This is a genomic window from Pseudomonas sp. Irchel 3F3 (assembly GCF_900187545.1).
GTDB lineage: Bacteria > Pseudomonadota > Gammaproteobacteria > Pseudomonadales > Pseudomonadaceae > Aquipseudomonas > Aquipseudomonas fortuita.
Window position 1 is genome coordinate 14,894 of the sequence record NZ_FYDS01000009.1, and the last position, 19,509, is coordinate 34,402.

The 19,509-nt window shown below is 62.8% G+C and carries 15 protein-coding genes; 6 read left to right on the forward strand and 9 right to left on the reverse strand.

Going from position 1 to position 19,509, the window contains the following annotated elements; genetic code table 11:
* Positions 1-11 precede the first annotated feature (11 nt).
* The 5 genes from CKW35_RS19945 to CKW35_RS19965 form a co-directional block, all read right to left on the reverse strand.
* On the reverse strand, positions 12-893 hold the full coding sequence (locus CKW35_RS19945; RefSeq protein WP_016488690.1) for an SMP-30/gluconolactonase/LRE family protein: 882 nt from the start codon (positions 891-893) through the stop codon (positions 12-14).
* 25 nt (positions 894-918) lie between these two features.
* A complete protein-coding gene (locus tag CKW35_RS19950; protein ID WP_016488689.1) occupies positions 919-1,725 on the reverse strand; it encodes an NAD(P)-dependent oxidoreductase in 807 nt (268 codons plus the stop codon).
* 238 nt (positions 1,726-1,963) lie between these two features.
* Positions 1,964-3,202: an OprD family porin gene (locus CKW35_RS19955; protein WP_004577198.1), complete on the reverse strand. Its 1,239-nt coding sequence runs from the start codon at positions 3,200-3,202 to the stop codon at positions 1,964-1,966.
* Between the two features lie 901 nt (positions 3,203-4,103).
* A complete protein-coding gene (locus tag CKW35_RS19960; protein WP_016488688.1) occupies positions 4,104-5,354 on the reverse strand; it encodes a ribonucleotide-diphosphate reductase subunit beta in 1,251 nt (416 codons plus the stop codon).
* 780 nt (positions 5,355-6,134) lie between these two features.
* Positions 6,135-9,014, reverse strand: coding sequence for a ribonucleoside-diphosphate reductase subunit alpha (locus tag CKW35_RS19965; protein ID WP_016488686.1), 2,880 nt, complete (start codon positions 9,012-9,014; stop codon positions 6,135-6,137).
* 769 nt (positions 9,015-9,783) lie between these two features.
* On the opposite strand from CKW35_RS19965, the gene CKW35_RS19970 reads away from it, so the two are divergent.
* On the forward strand, positions 9,784-10,482 hold the full coding sequence (locus CKW35_RS19970) for a response regulator transcription factor (RefSeq protein ID WP_016488685.1): 699 nt from the start codon (positions 9,784-9,786) through the stop codon (positions 10,480-10,482).
* Positions 10,479-12,086: an ATP-binding protein gene (locus CKW35_RS19975; RefSeq protein ID WP_016488684.1), complete on the forward strand. Its 1,608-nt coding sequence runs from the start codon at positions 10,479-10,481 to the stop codon at positions 12,084-12,086. The genes CKW35_RS19970 and CKW35_RS19975 overlap by 4 nt, the downstream gene beginning before the upstream one ends.
* A gap of 3 nt (positions 12,087-12,089) precedes the next feature.
* Here the strand turns inward: CKW35_RS19975 and CKW35_RS19980 are convergent, their stop codons facing one another.
* On the reverse strand, positions 12,090-12,791 hold the full coding sequence (locus CKW35_RS19980; protein WP_016488683.1) for a 4'-phosphopantetheinyl transferase: 702 nt from the start codon (positions 12,789-12,791) through the stop codon (positions 12,090-12,092).
* Between the two features lie 124 nt (positions 12,792-12,915).
* Positions 12,916-13,710, reverse strand: coding sequence for a dienelactone hydrolase family protein (locus CKW35_RS19985; RefSeq protein WP_016488682.1), 795 nt, complete (start codon positions 13,708-13,710; stop codon positions 12,916-12,918).
* Between the two features lie 129 nt (positions 13,711-13,839).
* Here CKW35_RS19985 and CKW35_RS19990 point away from each other — a divergent pair, with 129 nt between their 5' ends.
* From CKW35_RS19990 to CKW35_RS20005, 4 genes are all read left to right on the forward strand, one after another.
* Positions 13,840-14,445: an outer membrane beta-barrel protein gene (locus CKW35_RS19990; protein WP_016488681.1), complete on the forward strand. Its 606-nt coding sequence runs from the start codon at positions 13,840-13,842 to the stop codon at positions 14,443-14,445.
* A 149-nt stretch (positions 14,446-14,594) separates the two neighbouring features.
* Positions 14,595-15,272 carry a response regulator gene (locus tag CKW35_RS19995; RefSeq protein ID WP_016488680.1) on the forward strand — a complete coding sequence of 226 codons (678 nt, stop codon included), beginning with the start codon at positions 14,595-14,597 and terminating at the stop codon, positions 15,270-15,272.
* Positions 15,269-16,615 carry an ATP-binding protein gene (locus tag CKW35_RS20000; RefSeq protein ID WP_016488679.1) on the forward strand — a complete coding sequence of 449 codons (1,347 nt, stop codon included), beginning with the start codon at positions 15,269-15,271 and terminating at the stop codon, positions 16,613-16,615. The genes CKW35_RS19995 and CKW35_RS20000 overlap by 4 nt, the downstream gene beginning before the upstream one ends.
* A gap of 307 nt (positions 16,616-16,922) precedes the next feature.
* Positions 16,923-18,245 (forward strand): dicarboxylate/amino acid:cation symporter, encoded by a 1,323-nt coding sequence (locus CKW35_RS20005; protein ID WP_016488678.1) that lies wholly within the window; start codon positions 16,923-16,925, stop codon positions 18,243-18,245.
* Between the two features lie 74 nt (positions 18,246-18,319).
* Here the strand turns inward: CKW35_RS20005 and tsaA are convergent, their stop codons facing one another.
* Both tsaA and CKW35_RS20015 read right to left on the reverse strand, forming a co-directional pair.
* A complete protein-coding gene (gene tsaA, locus CKW35_RS20010; protein ID WP_095116716.1) occupies positions 18,320-19,012 on the reverse strand; it encodes a tRNA (N6-threonylcarbamoyladenosine(37)-N6)-methyltransferase TrmO in 693 nt (230 codons plus the stop codon).
* Between the two features lie 6 nt (positions 19,013-19,018).
* Entirely contained in the window at positions 19,019-19,480 is a 462-nt protein-coding gene (locus CKW35_RS20015; protein WP_016488676.1) for a DUF1456 family protein, read from the reverse strand.
* Positions 19,481-19,509 lie beyond the last annotated feature (29 nt).

Genomic DNA, 19,509 nt, shown 5'->3' on the forward strand with positions numbered 1-19,509 from the left:
GGCAAGGGGCGTCAGCCCCGGTAGGCAGGTTCCTCTAGGCCCTTGGTGCCAGGGTTGAGGGCAAATACCCCGCCAGCGAGGGGCTGGTCGCTGAGGTCTGTGCCTGCTGGGCGGATGGACGTGACGTACAGGGTGTCGAAGTTGGCGCCGCCAAAGGCGCACATTGCCGGCTTTTTCACCGGTACGCTCAGCGAGCGGTCGAGGCGCCCGTCTGGGGTGAAGCGGTGGATCTGCCCAGCATCGTTGCCGCAGATCCAGTAGCAGCCGTCCTGGTCGATGGCCGCGCCATCGGGGCGCCCTGGGTAGCCGCGCATGTCGACGAACAGCCGCTTGTTGTGCGGCGTGCCGCTGTCGATGTCGTAGTCGAAAGCCCAGACCTTCTGCACGTTGGGGTGCGAGTCGGACAGGTACATGCGCGTGCCGTCGGGGCTGAAAGCCAGGCCGTTGGGCACGATCATGCCGTCTTGCTGCAGGTGCAGCTGGCCTTCTCCATCATGGCGGTACAGCGCACCCACATGGGCACCTTGCTGCATGTCCAGCAGCATGGTGCCGGCCCAGAAGCGGCCTTGGCGGTCGCAGCGGCCATCGTTGAAGCGCATGCCGGCCTGGGCGTGCGGCACGCTGCTGAGCAGGCGGCTATCAAGGCTGCCGTCGGGCTTGGCCTGGAGCTGGAAGATGCCGCTTTCCATGCCGGCGACCCAACCCTGGCCGCTGCGGGCGATGCAGGCCAGCATCTCGTCACCCTGCCAGACCTGGTGTCTGCCATCGGCCGCTTGCCAGCAGTGCAGCTGGCGGGCGGGAATGTCGACCCAGTACAGGGCCTGCTCGCCTGGGTGCCACACGGGGCTTTCGCCTGTGCTGTTACGGGCGTCAACGATCAATTCACAGTTCATGGCCGTGCCTCCTGGCGTGCGTGGGTCAGTCGAACGGGCCGGCGACGGCGAAAGCGCCGCCCTGGTAGACCATGCTCGGGTCATCGGCGGCGGGCGCCGGCTGGGCTTCTACTGCGGCGCGGAAGGGCTCGGAGCTGTCCTTGGGCGCATAGCCAAGGTGCTCGGCATGGCGGTTGTCCCACCACACGGTGCGGTTGTCGGAAGCGCCGTAGACGATGGTGTGGCCAACGTTGGGGGTGAAAAGCCCGCGCTCGATCAGCTGCACCAGGTCGTCATAGCTCAGCCACGTGCAGAGCATGCGTGGGTTCTGGGGCTGCGGGAACGACGAGCCTATGCGAATGCTGACAGTCTCGATGCCGTAGCGGTCGAAGTAGAAACTGGCGACATCCTCGCCGTAGCACTTGGACAGCCCGTAGTAACTGTCGGGGCGACGCGGGGAGTGGGCGTCGATACGCTCATCCTGGCGGTAGAAGCCGATGGTGTGGTTGGAGCTGGCGAAGATGATGCGCTTCACCCCGTGCTTGCGCGCCGCCTCGTAGACGTGGAACACGCCGCAGATGTTGGGGCCGAGAATGTCTTCGAAGGAATGTTCGGTGGACACGCCGCCGAAGTGGATGATGGCATCCACGCCTTCGACCAAGGCATGTACCGCAGCCTTGTCGGCCAGGTCACAGGTGATGACTTCTTCATGCGGGCCCGCAGCGGGGGCCATGGCGCTGATGTCGGAAAGGCGCAGGACCTCGGCGTAGCCTTGCAGGCGTTCGCGAAGGACCTTGCCCAGGCCGCCTGCGGCTCCGGTGAGCAGCAGGCGATTGAGGGGGGTAGTGGTCATGGCCGGCTCTTGTTGTTAATTGTTGTAGGTTGTCGTATGACTTTTCTGATTATTGGCGGTGGGTTCGGGTGTTGTCAATGAGGCCTGCGTCTCTTTATGGCCTGTCAGGCCCCTATCGCCGGCAAGCCAGCTCCCACAGCTACTCCACTTGGCTGGAAATTACTGCGGCCTGGTGGGAGCTGGCTTGCCGGCGATGGGGCAAAGCGGCCCCAATTTCAATCAGTGCCGGTCTTCTCGGTTACAAGAGCGACAGCGGGTAGTTGAAGATCAGCCGGTTCTCATCGAACTCGTTATTGCTGTAATCCCGCCGAATCGACGAATTTCGCCATTTCACGCTCAAGTCCTTGAACGCTCCGCTCTGGATCACGTACGCCAGTTCGGTCTCACGCACCCACTCCTTGCCATCGGTCACGCCCCCGCTATGCACGTCGCGCCCGCTGATGTAGCGGTTCATCAGGGTCAACCCCGGTACCCCGACGGTCACAAAGTTGAAGTCATGACGCACCTGCCACGAGCGCTCGTTGGCATTGTCGAAGCTGGAGTTGTAACTGTCGTTGGCCAAGGTCCCACCGCTGGTGCCGTTTACCCGCATCCAGGTATCACCATCGACTTTCTGCAGCCCCACCCAGAACGTGCTGCCGCCGTACTTGGCCGAGAACATCCCCGAGTAGGTCTTGTTGTCCAGCTGCCCGGCGCGCTCGGAGCCGTCCTCGTCGCCATGGAAGTAACCCAGGTTCGCACCCAGGGTCCAGTCACCCACCGGCTGGCTGTGGCTCAGTTGCAGGTATTGCTGCTGGTACACGTCCTTGAGCACCGCATTCCACAGCCCCACCAGCGTGCGGTCCTGGTTGAACTTGTACTCGCCACCGACGAAGTTGAAACGGTCCGATACGCCGCCGCCGTAGCTCATGTCTTCCATGCTGGCGTCGTTGCGCGGGCTGTTGCCGCGGAACTGGCCGCCGTACAGGGTCAGCCCTGCGATTTCATTGGAGGTCACCTGCCCGCCACGGAAGGTCTGCGGCAACGAGCGACCGTCGTCCGAGCGTAGAATCGGCAGCACCGGCATCCACTCACCGATCTTCAGCTCGGTCTTGGAAATACGCGCCTTGCCCGCCACCGCCAGGCGCCCGTAGTCGTCTGCTGGCTTGCCATCGTCATGGCGCGGCAGCAACGCCGTGCCGTAGGTGCCGCCACCGCCATCGAGCTTGACCGACCACAGCCCCAGCACATCCACGCCAAACCCGATCGGGCCCTCGGTGAACCCCGAACGGGCATCGAGAATGAAGCTTTGCGTCCACTCCTCGGCCTTGCTCTGCGGGTTGCTGGGGTTGGTGAAGTTGCGGTTGATGTAGAAGTTGCGCAGCCCGAGGGTGGCCTTGCTGTCTTCGACAAAGCCCGCGGCCAGGCTGGTGCCCGGCAGGCCGGCGATGACCCCGGCGCCAAGCAGGGCGAAGGGCAGGGTGTGGCAGATTTTCATTATTGTTGTGCTCCCGAAGGGTGTGGCAGCCCGTCCACCGGGCACGCGCAAGCGGCCTGCGGCAGGGGCGGGTAGTTAACAGGCCGGTCAGGGCCAGGGGTGAATGCGCAGTAACCGGGCGCTACGTACCGGCAGGTGTACGCGAGCTGGCCGGGCGAAGAGGGGGGTGCAACAGACGTGGGTAGAGCGGGATGGGTGTCGACATGGGATCGTCCACTGATTGTTGTTTTTGTTATGTGTTGTCGTACAACTGTGGGCGATTATTAGCAAGTGAGAGGTGAGCTGTCAACGGCTGATAGCTGAGCAATTAGGGTCCCAGGACGCAAATTCCGGGCTGCAGAAGCTCTACCGTGCACGCTGTACAGACATACTACGACTGGGTCCCTCGCGCCGTATGCGATCTTCTGTGGGAGCGGACATGCCCGCGAACAAGGGCAAAGCCTGGGCCATGCCCGTCATAGCCTGCCTTGCACCTCAAACCCGGGACATGGTTTACGCATCAAATCAGCAGTGGTCCCATCCGCGAGCATGCGCTATCTTCAGATCTGGCCTCGCCCTCGACCACTCAGACTGGCATGTCCAGTCCCGGCATCCTCGTTGGTGCCGTACCCCTCCTGTCGGCGTGGGCGAGGCCTCTTCCTTTTTCGCAACGCTTGCCGGCTAAGATCCAGCGCTCCTTGGCGCCATGGCCGCCAGCTACCTTGCCAAATCTCCCGTGCTGGGTTCGGCAGTCTCAGGCCAAAAACACAAGGTAAAACACCGCCTCAAAGCTAGAGCTCCGCTTCGGTGGGTTCACCGGCGAAGAGGCCAACACAGGCAGAACGGTCCGCTCACCCTTGGGCTTGCTCTACCAATAAAAAAGGCTGCCAGTTGGCAGCCTCCTGATGTTCAGCCCGGACAATCAGTCCCAGCTCAACGCCCCACCAGTCTGATACTCAATCACACGCGTCTCAAAGAAGTTCTTCTCTTTCTTCAAGTCCATGATCTCGCTCATCCATGGGAACGGGTTGGTAGTCCCTGGATATTCTTCTTTCAGGCCAATCTGGGTCAGGCGGCGGTTGGCGATGAACTTGAGGTAATCCTCCATCATCGCCGCGTTCATGCCCAGTACGCCGCGTGGCATGGTGTCACGGGCGTATTCGATCTCCAGCTGGGTCCCTTGCAGGATCATCTGGGTCGCTTCTTCCTTCATCGCCGCGTCCCACAGGTGCGGGTTTTCGATCTTGATCTGGTTGATCACGTCGATACCGAAGTTCAGGTGCATCGACTCGTCACGCAGGATGTACTGGAACTGCTCGGCAACGCCGGTCATCTTGTTGCGGCGGCCCATGGACAGGATCTGGGTGAAGCCGCAGTAGAAGAAGATGCCTTCCAGTACGCAGTAGTAGGCGATCAGGTTGCGCAGCAGCTCTTTGTCGGTTTCGACGGTGCCGGTGTTGAATTCCGGGTCGGAGATGGCGCGGGTGTACTTCAGGCCCCAGGCGGCTTTTTTAGCGACCGACGGGATCTCGTGGTACATGTTGAAGATTTCGCCTTCATCCATGCCCAGCGACTCGATGCAGTACTGGTAGGCGTGGGTGTGGATCGCCTCTTCGAAGGCCTGGCGCAGGATGTACTGGCGGCACTCCGGGTTGGTGATCAGGCGGTACACGGCCAGGGCCAGGTTGTTGGCAACCAGCGAGTCGGCGGTGGAGAAGAAGCCCAGGTTACGCATGACGATGCGGCGCTCGTCTTCGGTCAGGCCGTCCTGGCTCTTCCACAGGGCGATGTCGGCGGTCATGTTGACCTCTTGCGGCATCCAGTGGTTGGCGCAGCCGTCCAGGTACTTCTGCCAGGCCCAGTCGTACTTGAACGGTACCAGCTGGTTGAGGTCGGCGCGGCAGTTGATCATGCGCTTTTCATCTACGGCAACGCGGGCCGAGGAGCCTTCCAGCTCGGCCAGGCCTTCGGCAACGTCGAGGGCGTCGAGGGCAGCCTTGGCACGTTTGACGGCATCGGAGTCAGAAGCGGTGGCCGCACGGGCTTCCAGGGCGGCGGCACCACCGGCGCTGTCGAGCTTGTCGAGGGTGGCGGCGGCAGCGGCCTGCGCAGGGGTGTTGCCTTTAGCGGCTACTTCGCCGTCTTCTTTGTCGAATTCGTCCCAGCTCAGCATGGTTTGGCTCCTGCTTGAGGGTCGCCCTGGGGCAACCGGTTGGATTTAAAGAATGTGATGCCTGACGCAAGGCCGTAACGGCGAATGGACAGCTCGAGAGGCTGACTCTCGTTTACATCTGAATGTGTTCTGGCTTGTACCTGGCCAGGCCTCGGGGAGGGGCCAGGACAATGAATGGCGCTCTTTTCAGAGGGCGCAAAGTATACCGGAATTCGCCTTCGATCGGGGCGCATGTCTTGCGGGCGAGGGTAACTTTTTCGACCGGGTTTGCGTGCGTCCGTTCACGAAATGGCTGTGTTCTTCTACGGGGGGAGAGTGTAGCGCCAACCCATATCTTGTGCCAGTTTAAATTTTAAGGCACACCATATAGTGTTTCGGAGGGGTTATGTTGTGTGCCCGGGCCTCATCGCCGGCAAGCCAGCGCCCACTGGCAGCGCGCCCGGCTGCAGGGCGATGCACTACCTGTGGGAGCTGGCTTGCCGGCGATGAGGCCCGGTCAGGCAACACTAGCTGCGGTGGGTGTGCAGCGTTTCGACAATGTGTGTCTTGGGCTGCTTGCGAGCTTCTTCGACCGAGGTAAAACGACCGGTTTCAGCATTACGACCAATCTTGCGAGTAGTTGCCACTTTTTTCCGCGCCATGGGCTTGCGTCCTTTTTAGAGAGGTCTTGTCCTTTTACCGAACCGCGTACGCAGCGGGAAAAGGGCAGGGCTTCTCAGTGACGCGGATACAAAAATGCCGCGCGGGGCGCCCGTAGGCACCCCGCGCGGCATTCAGGCCTTACTGGCAGGCTTCGCAGTCAGGCTCGTCGATCGCGCAGGCCTTCGGCACTGGCGCTGGGCCGGCTGCCTGGACCGGGGCGCTGTCGCCACCGCTGGAAACGGCGTTGAGCTTGCCGGTGTTGATGGTCGACTTCTCGGTGCTGGTTGCAGCCAGGGCACGGAGGTAGTAGGTGGTTTTCAGACCACGGTACCAGGCCATGCGGTAGGTCACGTCCAGCTTCTTGCCCGAGGCGCCAGCGATGTACAGGTTCAGCGACTGAGCCTGGTCGATCCACTTCTGGCGACGGGAAGCTGCGTCGACAATCCACTTGGTCTCGACTTCGAACGCGGTGGCGTACAGGTCTTTGAGCTCTTGCGGGATACGCTCGATCTGCTGCACCGAGCCGTCGTAGTACTTCAGGTCGTTGATCATGACCGAGTCCCACAGGCCGCGGGCCTTCAGGTCGCGGACCAGGTACGGGTTGATCACGGTGAACTCGCCCGACAGGTTCGATTTCACGTACAGGTTCTGGTAGGTCGGCTCGATCGACTGCGACACGCCGGTGATGTTGGCGATGGTCGCGGTTGGCGCGATGGCCATGATGTTCGAGTTACGAATACCTTTTTGCACGCGGGCACGCACCGGCGCCCAGTCCAGGGTCTCGTTCAGGTCGACGTCGATGTACTTCTGGCCACGGGCTTCGATCAGGATCTGTTGCGAGTCCAGCGGCAGGATGCCTTTGGACCACAGCGAACCCTGGAAGGTCTCGTAGGCGCCACGCTCGTCGGCCAGGTCGCAGGATGCCTGGATCGCGTAGTAGCTGACCGCTTCCATCGACTTGTCGGCGAACTCGACGGCAGCGTCGGAGCCGTAGGCGATGTGCTGCAGGTACAGTGCGTCCTGGAAGCCCATGATGCCCAGGCCGACCGGGCGGTGCTTGAGGTTCGAGTTACGCGCCTGCGGCACCGAGTAGTAGTTGATGTCGATCACGTTGTCGAGCATGCGCACGGCGGTGTTCACGGTCCGTTGCAGCTTGGCAGTGTCCAGCTTGCCGTCAACGATGTGGTTCGGCAGGTTGATCGAGCCCAGGTTGCAGACCGCGATCTCGTCCTTGTTGGTGTTCAAGGTGATCTCGGTGCACAGGTTCGAGCTGTGGACCACGCCCACGTGCTGCTGCGGCGAACGCAGGTTGCACGGGTCCTTGAAGGTCAGCCACGGGTGGCCGGTCTCGAACAGCATCGACAGCATCTTGCGCCACAGGTCTTTGGCCTGGATGGTCTTGAACACCTTGATCTTGTTGTACTCGGTCAGGGCTTCGTAGTACTCGTAGCGCTCTTCGAAGGCCTTGCCGGTCAGGTCGTGCAGGTCTGGCACTTCCGAAGGCGAGAACAGGGTCCACTTGCCGTCATCGAAGACGCGCTTCATGAACAGGTCAGGGATCCAGTTGGCGGTGTTCATGTCGTGGGTACGACGGCGGTCATCACCGGTGTTCTTGCGCAGCTCGATGAACTCTTCGATGTCCAGGTGCCAGGTTTCCAGGTAGGCACACACGGCGCCCTTGCGCTTGCCACCCTGGTTGACGGCAACGGCAGTGTCGTTGACCACTTTCAGGAACGGCACGACGCCCTGCGACTTGCCGTTGGTGCCCTTGATGTAGGAGCCCAGTGCACGCACCGGGGTCCAGTCGTTGCCCAGGCCACCGGCGAATTTCGACAGCATGGCGTTGTCGTGGATCGCGTGGTAGATGCCCGACAGGTCGTCCGGCACGGTGGTCAGGTAGCAGCTGGACAGCTGCGGGCGCAGGGTACCGGCGTTGAACAAGGTCGGGGTCGAGGCCATGTAGTCGAAGGACGACAACAGGTTGTAGAACTCGATCGCACGGGCTTCCTTGTCTTTCTCTTCCAGCGCCAGGCCCATGGCCACGCGCATGAAGAATACCTGCGGCAGCTCGAAGCGTACGCCATCCTTGTGGATGAAGTAGCGGTCGTACAGGGTCTGCAGGCCCAGGTAGGTGAACTGCTGGTCGCGCTCGTGGTTGATCGCCTTGCCCAGTTTTTCCAGGTCGAAGTCGGCCAGGGCCGGGTTCAGCAGCTCGAACTCGATACCTTTGGCGATGTAGGCCGGCAGGGCCTTGGCGTACAGGTCAGCCATCTCGTGGTGGGTGGCGCTGTCGGCAACGCTGAGGAAGCCCAGGCCTTCGGCACGCAGGGTGTCCATCAGCAGACGGGCGGTCACGAACGAGTAGTTCGGCTCGCGCTCGACCAGGGTACGGGCGGTCATCACCAGGGCGGTGTTGACGTCCTTGATGGCGACGCCGTCGTACAGGTTCTTCAGGGTTTCGCGCTGGATCAGGTCGCCATCGACTTCGGCCAGGCCTTCACAGGCTTCGCTGATGATGGTGTTCAGGCGGGCCATGTCGAGCGGCGCCAGGCTACCGTCAGCCAGTGTAATGCGGATGCTTGGGTGCGGCTCGACCACGGCGTCGGTGTTGGCGCGGGTGGCGCGCTCCTTGGCGCGCTGGTCGCGGTAGATCACGTAGTCGCGGGCGACTTTCTGCTCGCCGGCGCGCATCAGGGCCAGTTCTACCTGGTCCTGGATTTCTTCGATGTGGATGGTACCACCCGATGGCATGCGACGTTTGAACGTGGCGGTGACCTGCTCGGTCAGGCGCGCAACGGTGTCGTGGATGCGCGACGAAGCGGCGGCGGTGCCGCCTTCAACTGCGAGGAACGCCTTGGTGATGGCAACGGTGATCTTGTCGTCGGTGTAAGGGACGACAGTGCCGTTACGCTTGATCACGCGCAGTTGGCCAGGGGCGGTGGCGGCCAGATCCTGGTTGGAATCGGCGGCCTGCGGCACCTTGGCCTGCGGGTTCTCGCGAGTTGTGTCGGTTTGCATGGGTGGGTGTCTCCACAGTTTCTATATTGTTCAGGCGCCTTTTGGGCGCCCACCGTTCCGTCCACTTGCTCGATGACCCGGCGGGGGATGCGCAATGCATGCGCATCCGCCCGCACGGGCGTACCGACTTCGGGACAGACTCAGGAATAAGGGGCAATAGCTTGCCGCTCCCTGGCCGAAGTCAAAGGTTTTGGGCAGGGCCCAAAAACTGTTGCTGATGGATGCCAGGGCTGGCCTGCAACACCCATACCCGAACAAGGCCCTGGAGGGGCTTGCCTCGGTCGCCTCCGCAGGAGCGGTTTGGCTGCTGAAATCACCTGAAGTTCAGCTCGTAAAATCGCTTGATTTTGCGGGTTGACTTTTGTGTGTGATTTTGCACGAAACCCTATATGTAGTGGTTCGCTGCGTTCGGGATACAAGATAATGCGGTATTGGGGGCTTTGCAAGGCGAGCGCCTGTGGATAACTTGTGCGTACTTTGTGTGTGAATGGTGGGTATTCGCTGTAGGCCTTGTGCCAAGTGGTTTGCAGTATTTTTCTGCGTGGTGACGCCCTTGGGCAGTTTTTTTCGGGCGGGATACCCGTCACAAAAAACGGTTCAGTTCAGGGGGGCGGTATTGCATGTCTGAAGATCTGGGGTGCCTGGGAGATCGAGCGCCGCCCGCGCGGCGCATCGCGAGCGGGCGGCGCTTGGTCTCGCAGGCGCCACCCATCTACAGCCATACTCTCAGCTGCCCTTACACGATCCCAAGAACAACAAGGCCAAAGCCATGGACCACCCCGTACCCCGCATCCTCATCGTCGAAGACGACCAGCGGCTGGCCGAGCTCACCGCCGAGTACCTGCAGGCCAACGGCTTCGAGGTCGCGGTGGAGGGCGATGGCGCCCGGGCCGCGCGGCGCATCGTCGACAGCCAGCCCGATCTGGTCATCCTCGACCTCATGCTGCCCGGTGAGGACGGCCTGAGCATCTGCCGCCGGGTGCGCAACCAGTACCCTGGCCCGATTCTCATGCTTACCGCACGCAGTGACGAACTCGACCAGGTCCAAGGCCTGGACCTTGGGGCCGACGACTACGTTTGCAAACCCGTACGCCCACGCCTGCTGCTGGCGCGTATCCAGGCTCTGCTGCGCCGCAGCGAAGCCGTGGACAGCAAGCGCCAGGGCCTGGCCTTTGGCGCCCTGCGTATCGACAACCGCCTGCGTGAAGCGCGCCTGGGTGACCAGCTGATCGAGCTGACCGGTGCCGAATTCGACCTGCTCTGGCTGCTGGCCAGCAACGCCGGGCGGGTACTGACCCGCGAACAGATCTTCACCGCGTTGCGTGGCGTCGGTTACGACGGCCAGGACCGCTCCATCGACATACGTATCTCGAAAATCCGCCCCAAGATCGGCGATGACCCGCTTCAGCCACGGCTGATCAAGACCCTGCGCAGCAAAGGCTACCTGTTTGTCGGCGAGGCACCATGAACAACTCGATCTTTTTGCGCATCTACGGCGGCATGCTGGCTGTGCTGGTGCTGGTTGCCCTGCTCGGCGTGCTCAGCCTGCACCTGGTGAATGAAGTGCGCGCTGCCCAGCACCGGGAGGGACTGGCACAGGGCACCTTCAGCCTGATGGCTGACAACCTGGCACAGCAGAATGCAACCGAACGCAAGCGCTCGCTGCTGATCTGGGAGCGACTGCTCGGCGTGCCGCTGGCGCTGCAACCGATGACGGCGCGCAGCCTCGACGGTGGCCAGCGGGCGCGCCTGTACCGCGGCCTGGTGGTGGTCGAAAAGACTGGCCCGCATGCGGCGCAAGTGCTGCGCAAGGTTGGCCACGAAGACCTGATGCTGGTGGCGCAGATCAAACAGATAAGCGAGCAACTGGCGCGGGCCACGCTGTACCTGTTGGCCGATGAACTGGTGCGCTACCCGATCACCGAGCAGCAGCAGCGGCTGGCACAGATCAAGCAGGAAAAGGGCTTCGGTTTTGGCGTCGCCCTGCAGCGCATCGAACGGGTAAGCCTGGACGATGACCAGCGGCGCCGGGTAGAGGAGGGCGACACGGTCATGGCGCTGGGCAAGGACGGCGACTCGATTCGTGTGTTTGCTGGGCTGGCGGGCTCGCCCTGGGTACTGGAAATCGGCCCGTTGTACCAGCTAAACCCGTATCCGCCGCAGTTGCTGGTCCTGATTACCTTTCTCGGCCTGTGCCTGATCGGTCTGGTGGTCTACCTGCTGGTACGCCAGTTGGAGCGCCGTGTGTCGGGCCTTGAGATTGCCGCCACACGCATCGCCCAAGGCAGCCTGGACACCCGTGTGCCCGCCGGTGACGCCGACTCGGTAGGGCGCCTGGCTGCCGCCTTCAATGGTATGGCCGAGCACCTTCAGCGCTCGCTGACCATGCAGCGGGAGCTGGTGCGGGCGGTATCCCACGAGTTGCGCACGCCCGTTGCGCGCCTGCGCTTTGGGCTGGAGATGATCGAAAGTGCCGCCACCGAACAGGCGCGGGCCAAGCACCTGGCGGGCATGGACGGAGATATTCAGGACCTCGACAAGCTCGTCGACGAAATGCTGACCTACGCCCGCCTGGAGCAAGGCGCGCCGGCCTTGAAGTTTCAGCGGGTCGACCTGGACGTCTTGCTCGCGCGGGTAGTCGAAGAGCTGGCGCCGTTGCGTGCCGAGGTACGGGTAGTGCGCGGCGATTGCCAGGGCGCGGATGCCGAAGGCGCCTGGGTCGAGGCCGAGCCGCGCTACTTGCACCGGGCGTTGCAGAACCTGGTCAGTAACGCCATGCGCCATGCGGCGTCTGAGGTGCGCGTGAGCTACCAGTTGGGGCAGCAGCGGTGCCGTATTGATGTCGAAGATGACGGCCCCGGGATCCCCGAGGGCTTCTGGGACCGCATCTTCACCCCGTTCACCCGACTGGACGACAGCCGCGCCCGTGCTTCGGGTGGGCACGGCCTGGGCCTGTCGATCGTGCGGCGAATCATCTACTGGCACACGGGCCGTGCGACGGTGGGGCGCAGCGAAGCGCTGGGTGGCGCCTGCTTCAGCCTTAACTGGCCACGGCAGCAGGCGCCACTGTAAAGGTCAGACGCTGACCAGGCTGAGCAGGTGGCCGTCCTGCAGGCAGAACTGGCCCTGCAACACTGTGCCATGGCGCCACTGCGGCGACAGGTCGGTGAGCAGGCGCAGCTGAGCCAGGCCTTCGGTGGACCAGTCGATCACTTCGGCATGCTCGAAATAGAAGCGCTGGCGGGTCAGCGGGTAGAGGGTCTTGAACAGGCTTTCCTTCAGCGAGAAGGTCAGGGTGACCGTCAGGCCGAGCTGGCGGCGGTCCAGGCGTTCGAGCTCGGGCGGGGTGAGGATTTCGGCCATCAGCCGCTCGGCGCGCTCGTCATCCAGCAAGGCCTCCTGATCCAGGCCCAAGCCCTGGCAGCTGCGCTCGGCGGCGACCACGGCGGCGGCCCAGCCCTTACCGTGGGTGATCGAGCCATGGATACCCGCCGGCCAGATCGGCGAGCGGTCCTCATGGGTGCCAGGCACGTAGTCGCGACCGTCCAGGCCCTGCAGCGCGGCGCGCGCGCATACGCGACCGGCCAGGTACTCAGCCTGGCGCTTGGCCACCGAGCGCTGCAGGCTGGCGCTGGGCACGAGCCCGGCGCGCTGGAAGTCGTCGGGTGCCAGGCGGGCAGGGTCGAAGGCGCAACTGACCAGCACCGCGCCGGGCAGCGGGCGGGGCAAGGGCCAGTGGTGCTGGAGCGGGGCGCAGCAGGCGGGGAGAATGTTCATGGGGCTATTGTGCCAGCCGCAGCGGCGGTGTGGGAGGTGGAACAGCAGGGGGCTGCTGCGCAGCCCATCGCCGGCAAGCCAGCTCCCACAGGTGTTGCGCAGCGCTTGAGGTTTGCGCTAATCCTTATTTGAACACCTGCTTGAAGAACGCCTGCATATCCGCCCAAGAGCTCTCGTCCGCAGCCTTGTTGTAGCCTATGTCCGGTCCGCCATGCTCACCATGGCTCAAGCGGTCGGCATCCGGGTTGGTGAAGCCATGCTTGGCCCCCGGAATGTTGACGAACTGGTAGTTGACCTTGGCAGCGTCCATTTCCGCTTTGAACGCATTGACCTGCTCTTGGGTGACCATGCTGTCTGCGGCGCCGTGCTCGACCAGTACATAGGCCTTCACCTTGCCGGCCTGGGCCGGCGTCTGGGTGGCCAGTGCACCGTGGAAGCTCACCACTGCATCGAGCTTGTCCACGCCGCGTCGTGCTGCATCGAGCACCACCTTGCCGCCGAAGCAGTAACCGACGGCACCTAAACTGCTCTTATCGGTGTAAGGCTGTAGTTCCAGCAGTTTCAGGCCGGCGTCGAAGCGCTTGGCGGCCGCCGCCGGGTCTTTCATCGCTTCGGCCATGAACGCTTGGGCATCCTGCGGATGTTCGGTCTGCTTGCCATCGCCATACATGTCGATGGCCAGCGCACTGTAACCCAAGGCCGCGAGGTCACGGGCGCGGCGCTTGGCATAGTCATTCAGCCCCCACCATTCATGCACCACGACGATGCCCGGACGCTTGCCTTGGACTGCATCATCATAGGCGTAGTAGCCGATCAAGCGCTTGCCCTCGGCGTCCTGATAGGGGATCTCGCGGGTCACTATTGCCGCCTGGGCGAGGGCGGCGCTGCACATCAGGGTCAGGGCCAGCAGGGCACGCATCTTTACTACTCCTTGTCTTGCAGACAGTTCGTTCAGCCGGTGTTCAGCCAGGGTTCAGTCACGGTTCAGGGTGCCTTCCTTACTCTAGCTTCCAGACCGAAACAGCGCACCCAACTGGAGTATCCAGCCATGAAAACCTTCAACACCCTGCTTGCCGCCATGGCCGTCTGTGCCGCTGGCATCACCACTGCCCAGGCCGCCGACGACAACTTCGCCAGCCTGACCTACGGCCAGACCAGCGACAAGGTTCGCAAATCCGGCCTGCTGCAGCGCAACACTGACCAGCTCAACGCCGATGGCATCATCGGCAAGGACGACACCTGGGGTGTACGTGTGGGCAAGATCAACGACCAGGGCCGCTACTACATGACTTATGACAACGTTTCAGGCGACCACAGTGGCCTGAAGTTGCGCCAGGAAAACCTGCTGGGCAGCTACGACTTGTTCCTGCCGGTGGGCGATACCACCAAACTGTTCGGCGGTGGCAGCCTGGGCATGACCAAGCTCACCCAGGACTCGCCCGGGGCCAGCCGGGATACCGACTACGGTTATGCCTACGGCCTGCAGGCCGGCGTGATCCAGGACATCACCGACAAGGCTTCGGTGGAGCTGGGCTATCGTTACCTGCGCACCAATGCCGCGACGGAAGTGGGCGCGCATGGCGGGCCCAAGGACGGCACCCTGCGCCTGACCAGCAGTGCGCAGACTTATCTGGCCGCAAGCTACAAGTTCTGACGCACGAGCCGCGTTATCCTGTACCGGCCCTTTTGCGGCTAAAGCCGCTCCCACAGGGATCGCACAGTTCCTGAGACGTGTGCAGCACCTGTGGGAGCGGCTTTAGCCGCGAAAGGGCCGGCACAGGCAATACACACAAGGAGCTGCACATGAAATTGCTGGTGGTCGAGGACGAAGCCCTGCTTCGCCATCACCTCTACACCCGCTTGGGCGAAAGCGGCCATGTGGTCGAGGCGGTCGCCGATGCCGAGGAGGCGCTGTTCCAGGCTGGGCAATACCACTTCGACCTGGCCATCATCGACCTGGGCCTGCCCGGTATCAGTGGCCTGGAGCTGATCACGCGCCTGCGTAACCAGGACAAGACCTTCCCCATTCTCATCCTCACCGCCCGCGGCAACTGGCAAGACAAGGTCGAGGGGCTGGCCGCCGGTGCCGACGACTATCTGGTCAAGCCGTTCCAGTTCGAAGAGCTCGAAGCGCGGCTGAATGCCCTGTTGCGCCGCTCCAGCGGCTTCACCCAGTCGACCATCGCTGCTGGCCCCTTGGTACTCGACCTCAACCGCAAGCAGGCTACCCTCGACGACCAGCCCTTGGCGCTGACTGCCTACGAGTACCGGATTCTCGAATACCTCATGCGCCATCATCAGCAGGTGGTGGCCAAGGACCGCCTGATGGAGCAGTTGTACCCAGGGGACGAGGAGCGCGACCCCAATGTGATCGAAGTACTGGTTGGCCGCCTGCGCCGTAAACTTGAGGGCGAGCATGGCTTCAAGCCCATCGACACCGTGCGCGGCCTGGGTTATCTGTTCACCGAGCGCTGCCGATGATCCGCTCGCTGCGGGTACGCCTGATGCTGGCCGCAGCCGTGCTGGCATTGCTGTTCATGTTGGCCCTGCTGCCGGCCTTGCAGAAGGCCTTCAGCCTCGCCCTGCAGGAATCGATCGAGCAGCGCCTGGCTTCGGATGTGACCACGCTGATTTCCGCCGCGCGTATCGAGCATGGCCAGCTGCAGATGCCGACGCTGCTGCCGGACGAGCGCTACAACCTGCCTTACACGGGCTTGCTCGGCTACATCTTTGACCGCGATGGCAACCTTGTCTGGCAGTCGCGTGCCACCGCCGATCGGCACATCAACTACCGCCCCCGATATGACGGGCGCGGCAACGAATTTGCCCGCATTCACCAGGCAGATGGCGAAGAATTCTTCGTGTACGACGTTGAGATCAAGCTGCTGGGGGGGCAGAGCGCTGCTTACAGCATTGTCGCCCTGCAGCCGGTGAGCGAGTACAAGGCTACCCTCAATGGCCTGCGGGAAAAGCTCTATCTGGGCTTTGGTGCTGCCTTGCTGGCGCTGATGGTATTGCTATGGGCTGGCCTGACCTGGGGCCTGCGCTCGTTGCGCCGGCTGAGCCGCGAGCTGGATGAAGTGGAGTCGGGCACACGCGATGGCTTGAGCGGCGAGCACCCTCGTGAGTTGTTGCGCCTGACCCGCTCGCTCAACCGTCTGTTGCGCAGTGAGCGTGAGCAGCGCACGCGCTACCGCGATTCACTGGACGACCTGGCGCACAGCCTGAAGACGCCACTGGCGGTGTTGCAAGGTGTGGGCGAAAGCCTGCAGCAGCGTAGCGGTGAGCGCGAGCAGGCGCGGGTGCTACAAAGCCAGATCGAGCGCATGAGCCAGCAGATCGACTATCAGTTGCAACGTGCCAGCCTGCGCAAGAGCGGCCTGGTACGCCACAGCGTGAGGCTGCGGCCGTTGCTCGATAGCCTGTGCAGCACCTTGGCCAAGGTGTACCGGGACAAGCGGGTGAACGTGACGCTGGAACTGCCCGATGCGGCGCAAGTGCCGATGGAGCAGGGCGCCTTGCTGGAAATGCTGGGCAACCTGCTGGAAAACGCCTACCGCCTGAGCCTGGGCCAGGTGCGGGTTAGCCTTGAGCAGGCGCCCGGGCAATTGACCTTGTGTATCGAAGACGATGGGCCCGGGGTGCCGGCCGACCAGCGTGAGCGCATTCTGGAGCGCGGTGAGCGGCTGGACAGCCAGCACCCGGGCCAGGGCATCGGGCTGGCGGTGGTCAAGGACATTGTCGACAGCTATGACGCCGAGCTGAGCCTGGGGGACTCGCCCTTGGGGGGCGCGGCGTTCAGAATCACTTTCCACCTCGATTGATTGGCCGGCACTTCTGATTCAGGAGGGCGGATTCCCGCCATACCCCGTGTACAAAAACCGCCACCGGGCGGAAATCCGCCAGCCTTCCTCAGGCAAATCGCCCTGTCGTTGGGCATTTATCCCCAGCAAATGCGGCCCTTGCACCCTTCATGGGCATTTTGGCACCACCCTTGCTATTGATCCTGGCAGAGGCCTGCCCAGGCAGCTCGAACACAACGACAAATCCCTCCAAGTGCAGGAGGGTTAGCGATTCAGGTGCCGCATCACCCTGGGAAGGGTGAACCGGCACACTTGAGGAAAATGAGCCATGACGACACGTCAGCCGCTGTACAAATCCCTGTATGTCCAGGTGATCGTTGCCATCACCATCGGCATCCTGCTCGGCCACTACTACCCGGAAACGGGCGTTGCCCTCAAACCCTTGGGTGACGGCTTCGTCAAACTGATCAAGATGGTCATCGCCCCGATCATCTTCTGCACCGTGGTCAGCGGCATCGCCGGCATGCAGAGCATGAAGTCGGTTGGCAAGACTGGCGGCTACGCGCTGCTGTACTTTGAAATCGTCTCCACCATCGCCCTGATCATCGGCCTCGTCGTCGTCAACGTGGTCAAGCCAGGCGCTGGCATGCACATCGACGTCAGCACCCTGAACGCCAGCAGTGTGGCTGCCTACGCCGCCGCCGGCGCGCAGCAGACCACCGTCGGCTTCCTGCTCAACGTCATCCCTAACACCGTGGTCGGCGCCTTCGCCAATGGCGATATCCTGCAGGTGCTGATGTTCTCCGTGCTGTTCGGCTTCGCCCTGCATCGCCTGGGCAGCTACGGCAAGCCGTTGCTGGATATGATCGACCGCTTCGCCCATGTCATGTTCAACATCATCAACATGATCATGAAGCTGGCCCCGATCGGTGCTTTCGGCGCCATGGCCTTCACCATCGGCCAGTACGGCGTTGGTTCGTTGGTGCAACTGGGTTACCTGATGGCCTGCTTCTACATCACCTGCCTGCTGTTCGTGCTGGTGGTGCTGGGCGGTATCTGCCGCGCCCATGGCTTCAGCGTACTCAAGCTGATCCGCTACATCCGTGAAGAGCTGCTGATCGTGCTGGGTACTTCCTCCTCGGAATCGGCCCTGCCCCGCATGCTGGCCAAGATGGAGCGCCTGGGCGCCAAGAAGTCGGTCGTCGGCCTGGTCATTCCGACCGGTTACTCGTTCAACCTGGACGGCACCTCGATCTACCTGACCATGGCTGCGGTGTTCATCGCCCAGGCCACCGATACCACCATGGACATCACCCACCAGATCACCCTGCTGCTGGTGCTGCTGGTGGCTTCCAAAGGTGCTGCCGGCGTGACCGGTTCGGGCTTCATCGTGCTGGCCGCCACCCTGTCGGCTGTTGGCCACCTGCCGGTAGCTGGCCTGGCGCTGATCCTCGGCATCGACCGCTTCATGTCCGAAGCCCGCGCACTGACCAACCTGGTGGGCAACGCCGTTGCCACGGTGGTCGTGGCCAAGTGGGTCAAGGAAATGGACAACGACAAGCTGGCCTCCGAACTGGCCTCCGGTGGTGCACCGCTGGTCGATACCCGTCCGACCGATGACCTGGGCGTGGCAGAAGGCCCAGCGCGCTGATCGCGCGGCTGTAGTACGAAAAAGGCGACCTTCGGGTCGCCTTTTTCATGTGCGCGGTTCGCCTCGGTGCGCGGTCAGGCCGGCACCACCTCCAGCACCCGGATCACATCCGGCTGAGGGTAATGCCACCTCACCTGCACATCCCAGAACTTCACCCCGTAGACCCGTTCGGCCGGCGGTACCTGGTAAGCCGGTCTCGGGTCTTGCGCCAAGCATTGTTCAATCAGTTCTACCAGCGGTTCAGCCAGGCGCAGTGCATGCTCGCGGGCCTGGGGCAGGGCGTTGTCGCCCCACTGTACGGCAATTGCGGCGGGCGCTGCGTTGGCCATCTGGTTGCTGGCGTCTGCAATGCTGTCGGCATACGGCACATAGGGCTTGATGTCCAGTACCGGCGTGCCATCGAGCAGATCGATGCCGGACAGCAACAGGCGCCCCGGCTCCACACCCTCCAGGCGTACCACCGACTGGCCGATGCCGTTTGGCCGGTGGGTTGCACGGGTGGCGAACACCCCCATGCTCTTGTTGCCGCCCAGCCGCGGTGGCCGCACTTTCAGGCGCGGCTTGTCCTCCAGGGCCTTGTGGAACAGGAACAGCAGCCAGACATGGCTGACCTGCTCCAGGCCTTCTACCGCATCCCCTTGGTCGAACGGCGGCAGCAGTTCGAGCACGCCGCGCGCGGCAGGCGCCAGTTGGGGCTGGCGCGGGATGGCGAATTTTTCCTTGAAGCAGGAGCGGACGATGCCGACCGGAGCAACCGTATGCTGCATGGCCAATCAGCCGCGCACGCGCTGGGTCAGGCCTTTGAGGAAGTTGCGCAGCAACTGGTCGCCGCATGGGCGATAGTTTTCGTGGCCGGCTTTACGGAACAGCGCGCTAAGTTCAGGCTTGCTGACCGGGAAATTGACCGACTTGAGGATCGTGTGCAGGTCGTCTTCCTTCAGTTCGAAGGCCACCCGCAGCTTCTTGAGGATGAGGTTGTTGGTCACTGGCAGCTCTACCGGCTGCGGCGGGCGGCTGTCGTCCTTGCCGCGGCGGTGGATCACCAGGCCATCGAGAAAGTGCGCCATCACCCGATCAGGGCAACGCACGAAGCCTTCCTCTTCTTCCTTCTTCAGGTAGGTGGCCAATACCTGAGGGTGCACTTCGAGGCCGGAAAGGCCGATGATCTCGGCCATCTTGGCGTCGTTCACCTTGAGCATGTAGCGCAGGCTGCGCAGGACGTCGTTGTGGTTCATTGCTGCAGAATCCTGTTCAGGTGCCACGC

Excerpts from the sequence above, each read along its gene's own strand:
- CKW35_RS19945 (WP_016488690.1), bottom strand. The coding sequence starts at position 893 with ATGAACTGTGAATTGATCGTTGACGCCCGTAACAGCACAGGCGAAAGC.
- CKW35_RS19950 (WP_016488689.1), bottom strand. The coding sequence starts at position 1,725 with ATGACCACTACCCCCCTCAATCGCCTGCTGCTCACCGGAGCCGCAGGC.
- CKW35_RS19955 (WP_004577198.1), bottom strand. The coding sequence starts at position 3,202 with ATGAAAATCTGCCACACCCTGCCCTTCGCCCTGCTTGGCGCCGGGGTC.
- CKW35_RS19960 (WP_016488688.1), bottom strand. The coding sequence starts at position 5,354 with ATGCTGAGCTGGGACGAATTCGACAAAGAAGACGGCGAAGTAGCCGCT.
- CKW35_RS19965 (WP_016488686.1), bottom strand. The coding sequence starts at position 9,014 with ATGCAAACCGACACAACTCGCGAGAACCCGCAGGCCAAGGTGCCGCAG.
- CKW35_RS19970 (WP_016488685.1), top strand. The coding sequence starts at position 9,784 with ATGGACCACCCCGTACCCCGCATCCTCATCGTCGAAGACGACCAGCGG.
- CKW35_RS19975 (WP_016488684.1), top strand. The coding sequence starts at position 10,479 with ATGAACAACTCGATCTTTTTGCGCATCTACGGCGGCATGCTGGCTGTG.
- CKW35_RS19980 (WP_016488683.1), bottom strand. The coding sequence starts at position 12,791 with ATGAACATTCTCCCCGCCTGCTGCGCCCCGCTCCAGCACCACTGGCCC.
- CKW35_RS19985 (WP_016488682.1), bottom strand. The coding sequence starts at position 13,710 with ATGCGTGCCCTGCTGGCCCTGACCCTGATGTGCAGCGCCGCCCTCGCC.
- CKW35_RS19990 (WP_016488681.1), top strand. The coding sequence starts at position 13,840 with ATGAAAACCTTCAACACCCTGCTTGCCGCCATGGCCGTCTGTGCCGCT.
- CKW35_RS19995 (WP_016488680.1), top strand. The coding sequence starts at position 14,595 with ATGAAATTGCTGGTGGTCGAGGACGAAGCCCTGCTTCGCCATCACCTC.
- CKW35_RS20000 (WP_016488679.1), top strand. The coding sequence starts at position 15,269 with ATGATCCGCTCGCTGCGGGTACGCCTGATGCTGGCCGCAGCCGTGCTG.
- CKW35_RS20005 (WP_016488678.1), top strand. The coding sequence starts at position 16,923 with ATGACGACACGTCAGCCGCTGTACAAATCCCTGTATGTCCAGGTGATC.
- tsaA (WP_095116716.1), bottom strand. The coding sequence starts at position 19,012 with ATGCAGCATACGGTTGCTCCGGTCGGCATCGTCCGCTCCTGCTTCAAG.
- CKW35_RS20015 (WP_016488676.1), bottom strand. The coding sequence starts at position 19,480 with ATGAACCACAACGACGTCCTGCGCAGCCTGCGCTACATGCTCAAGGTG.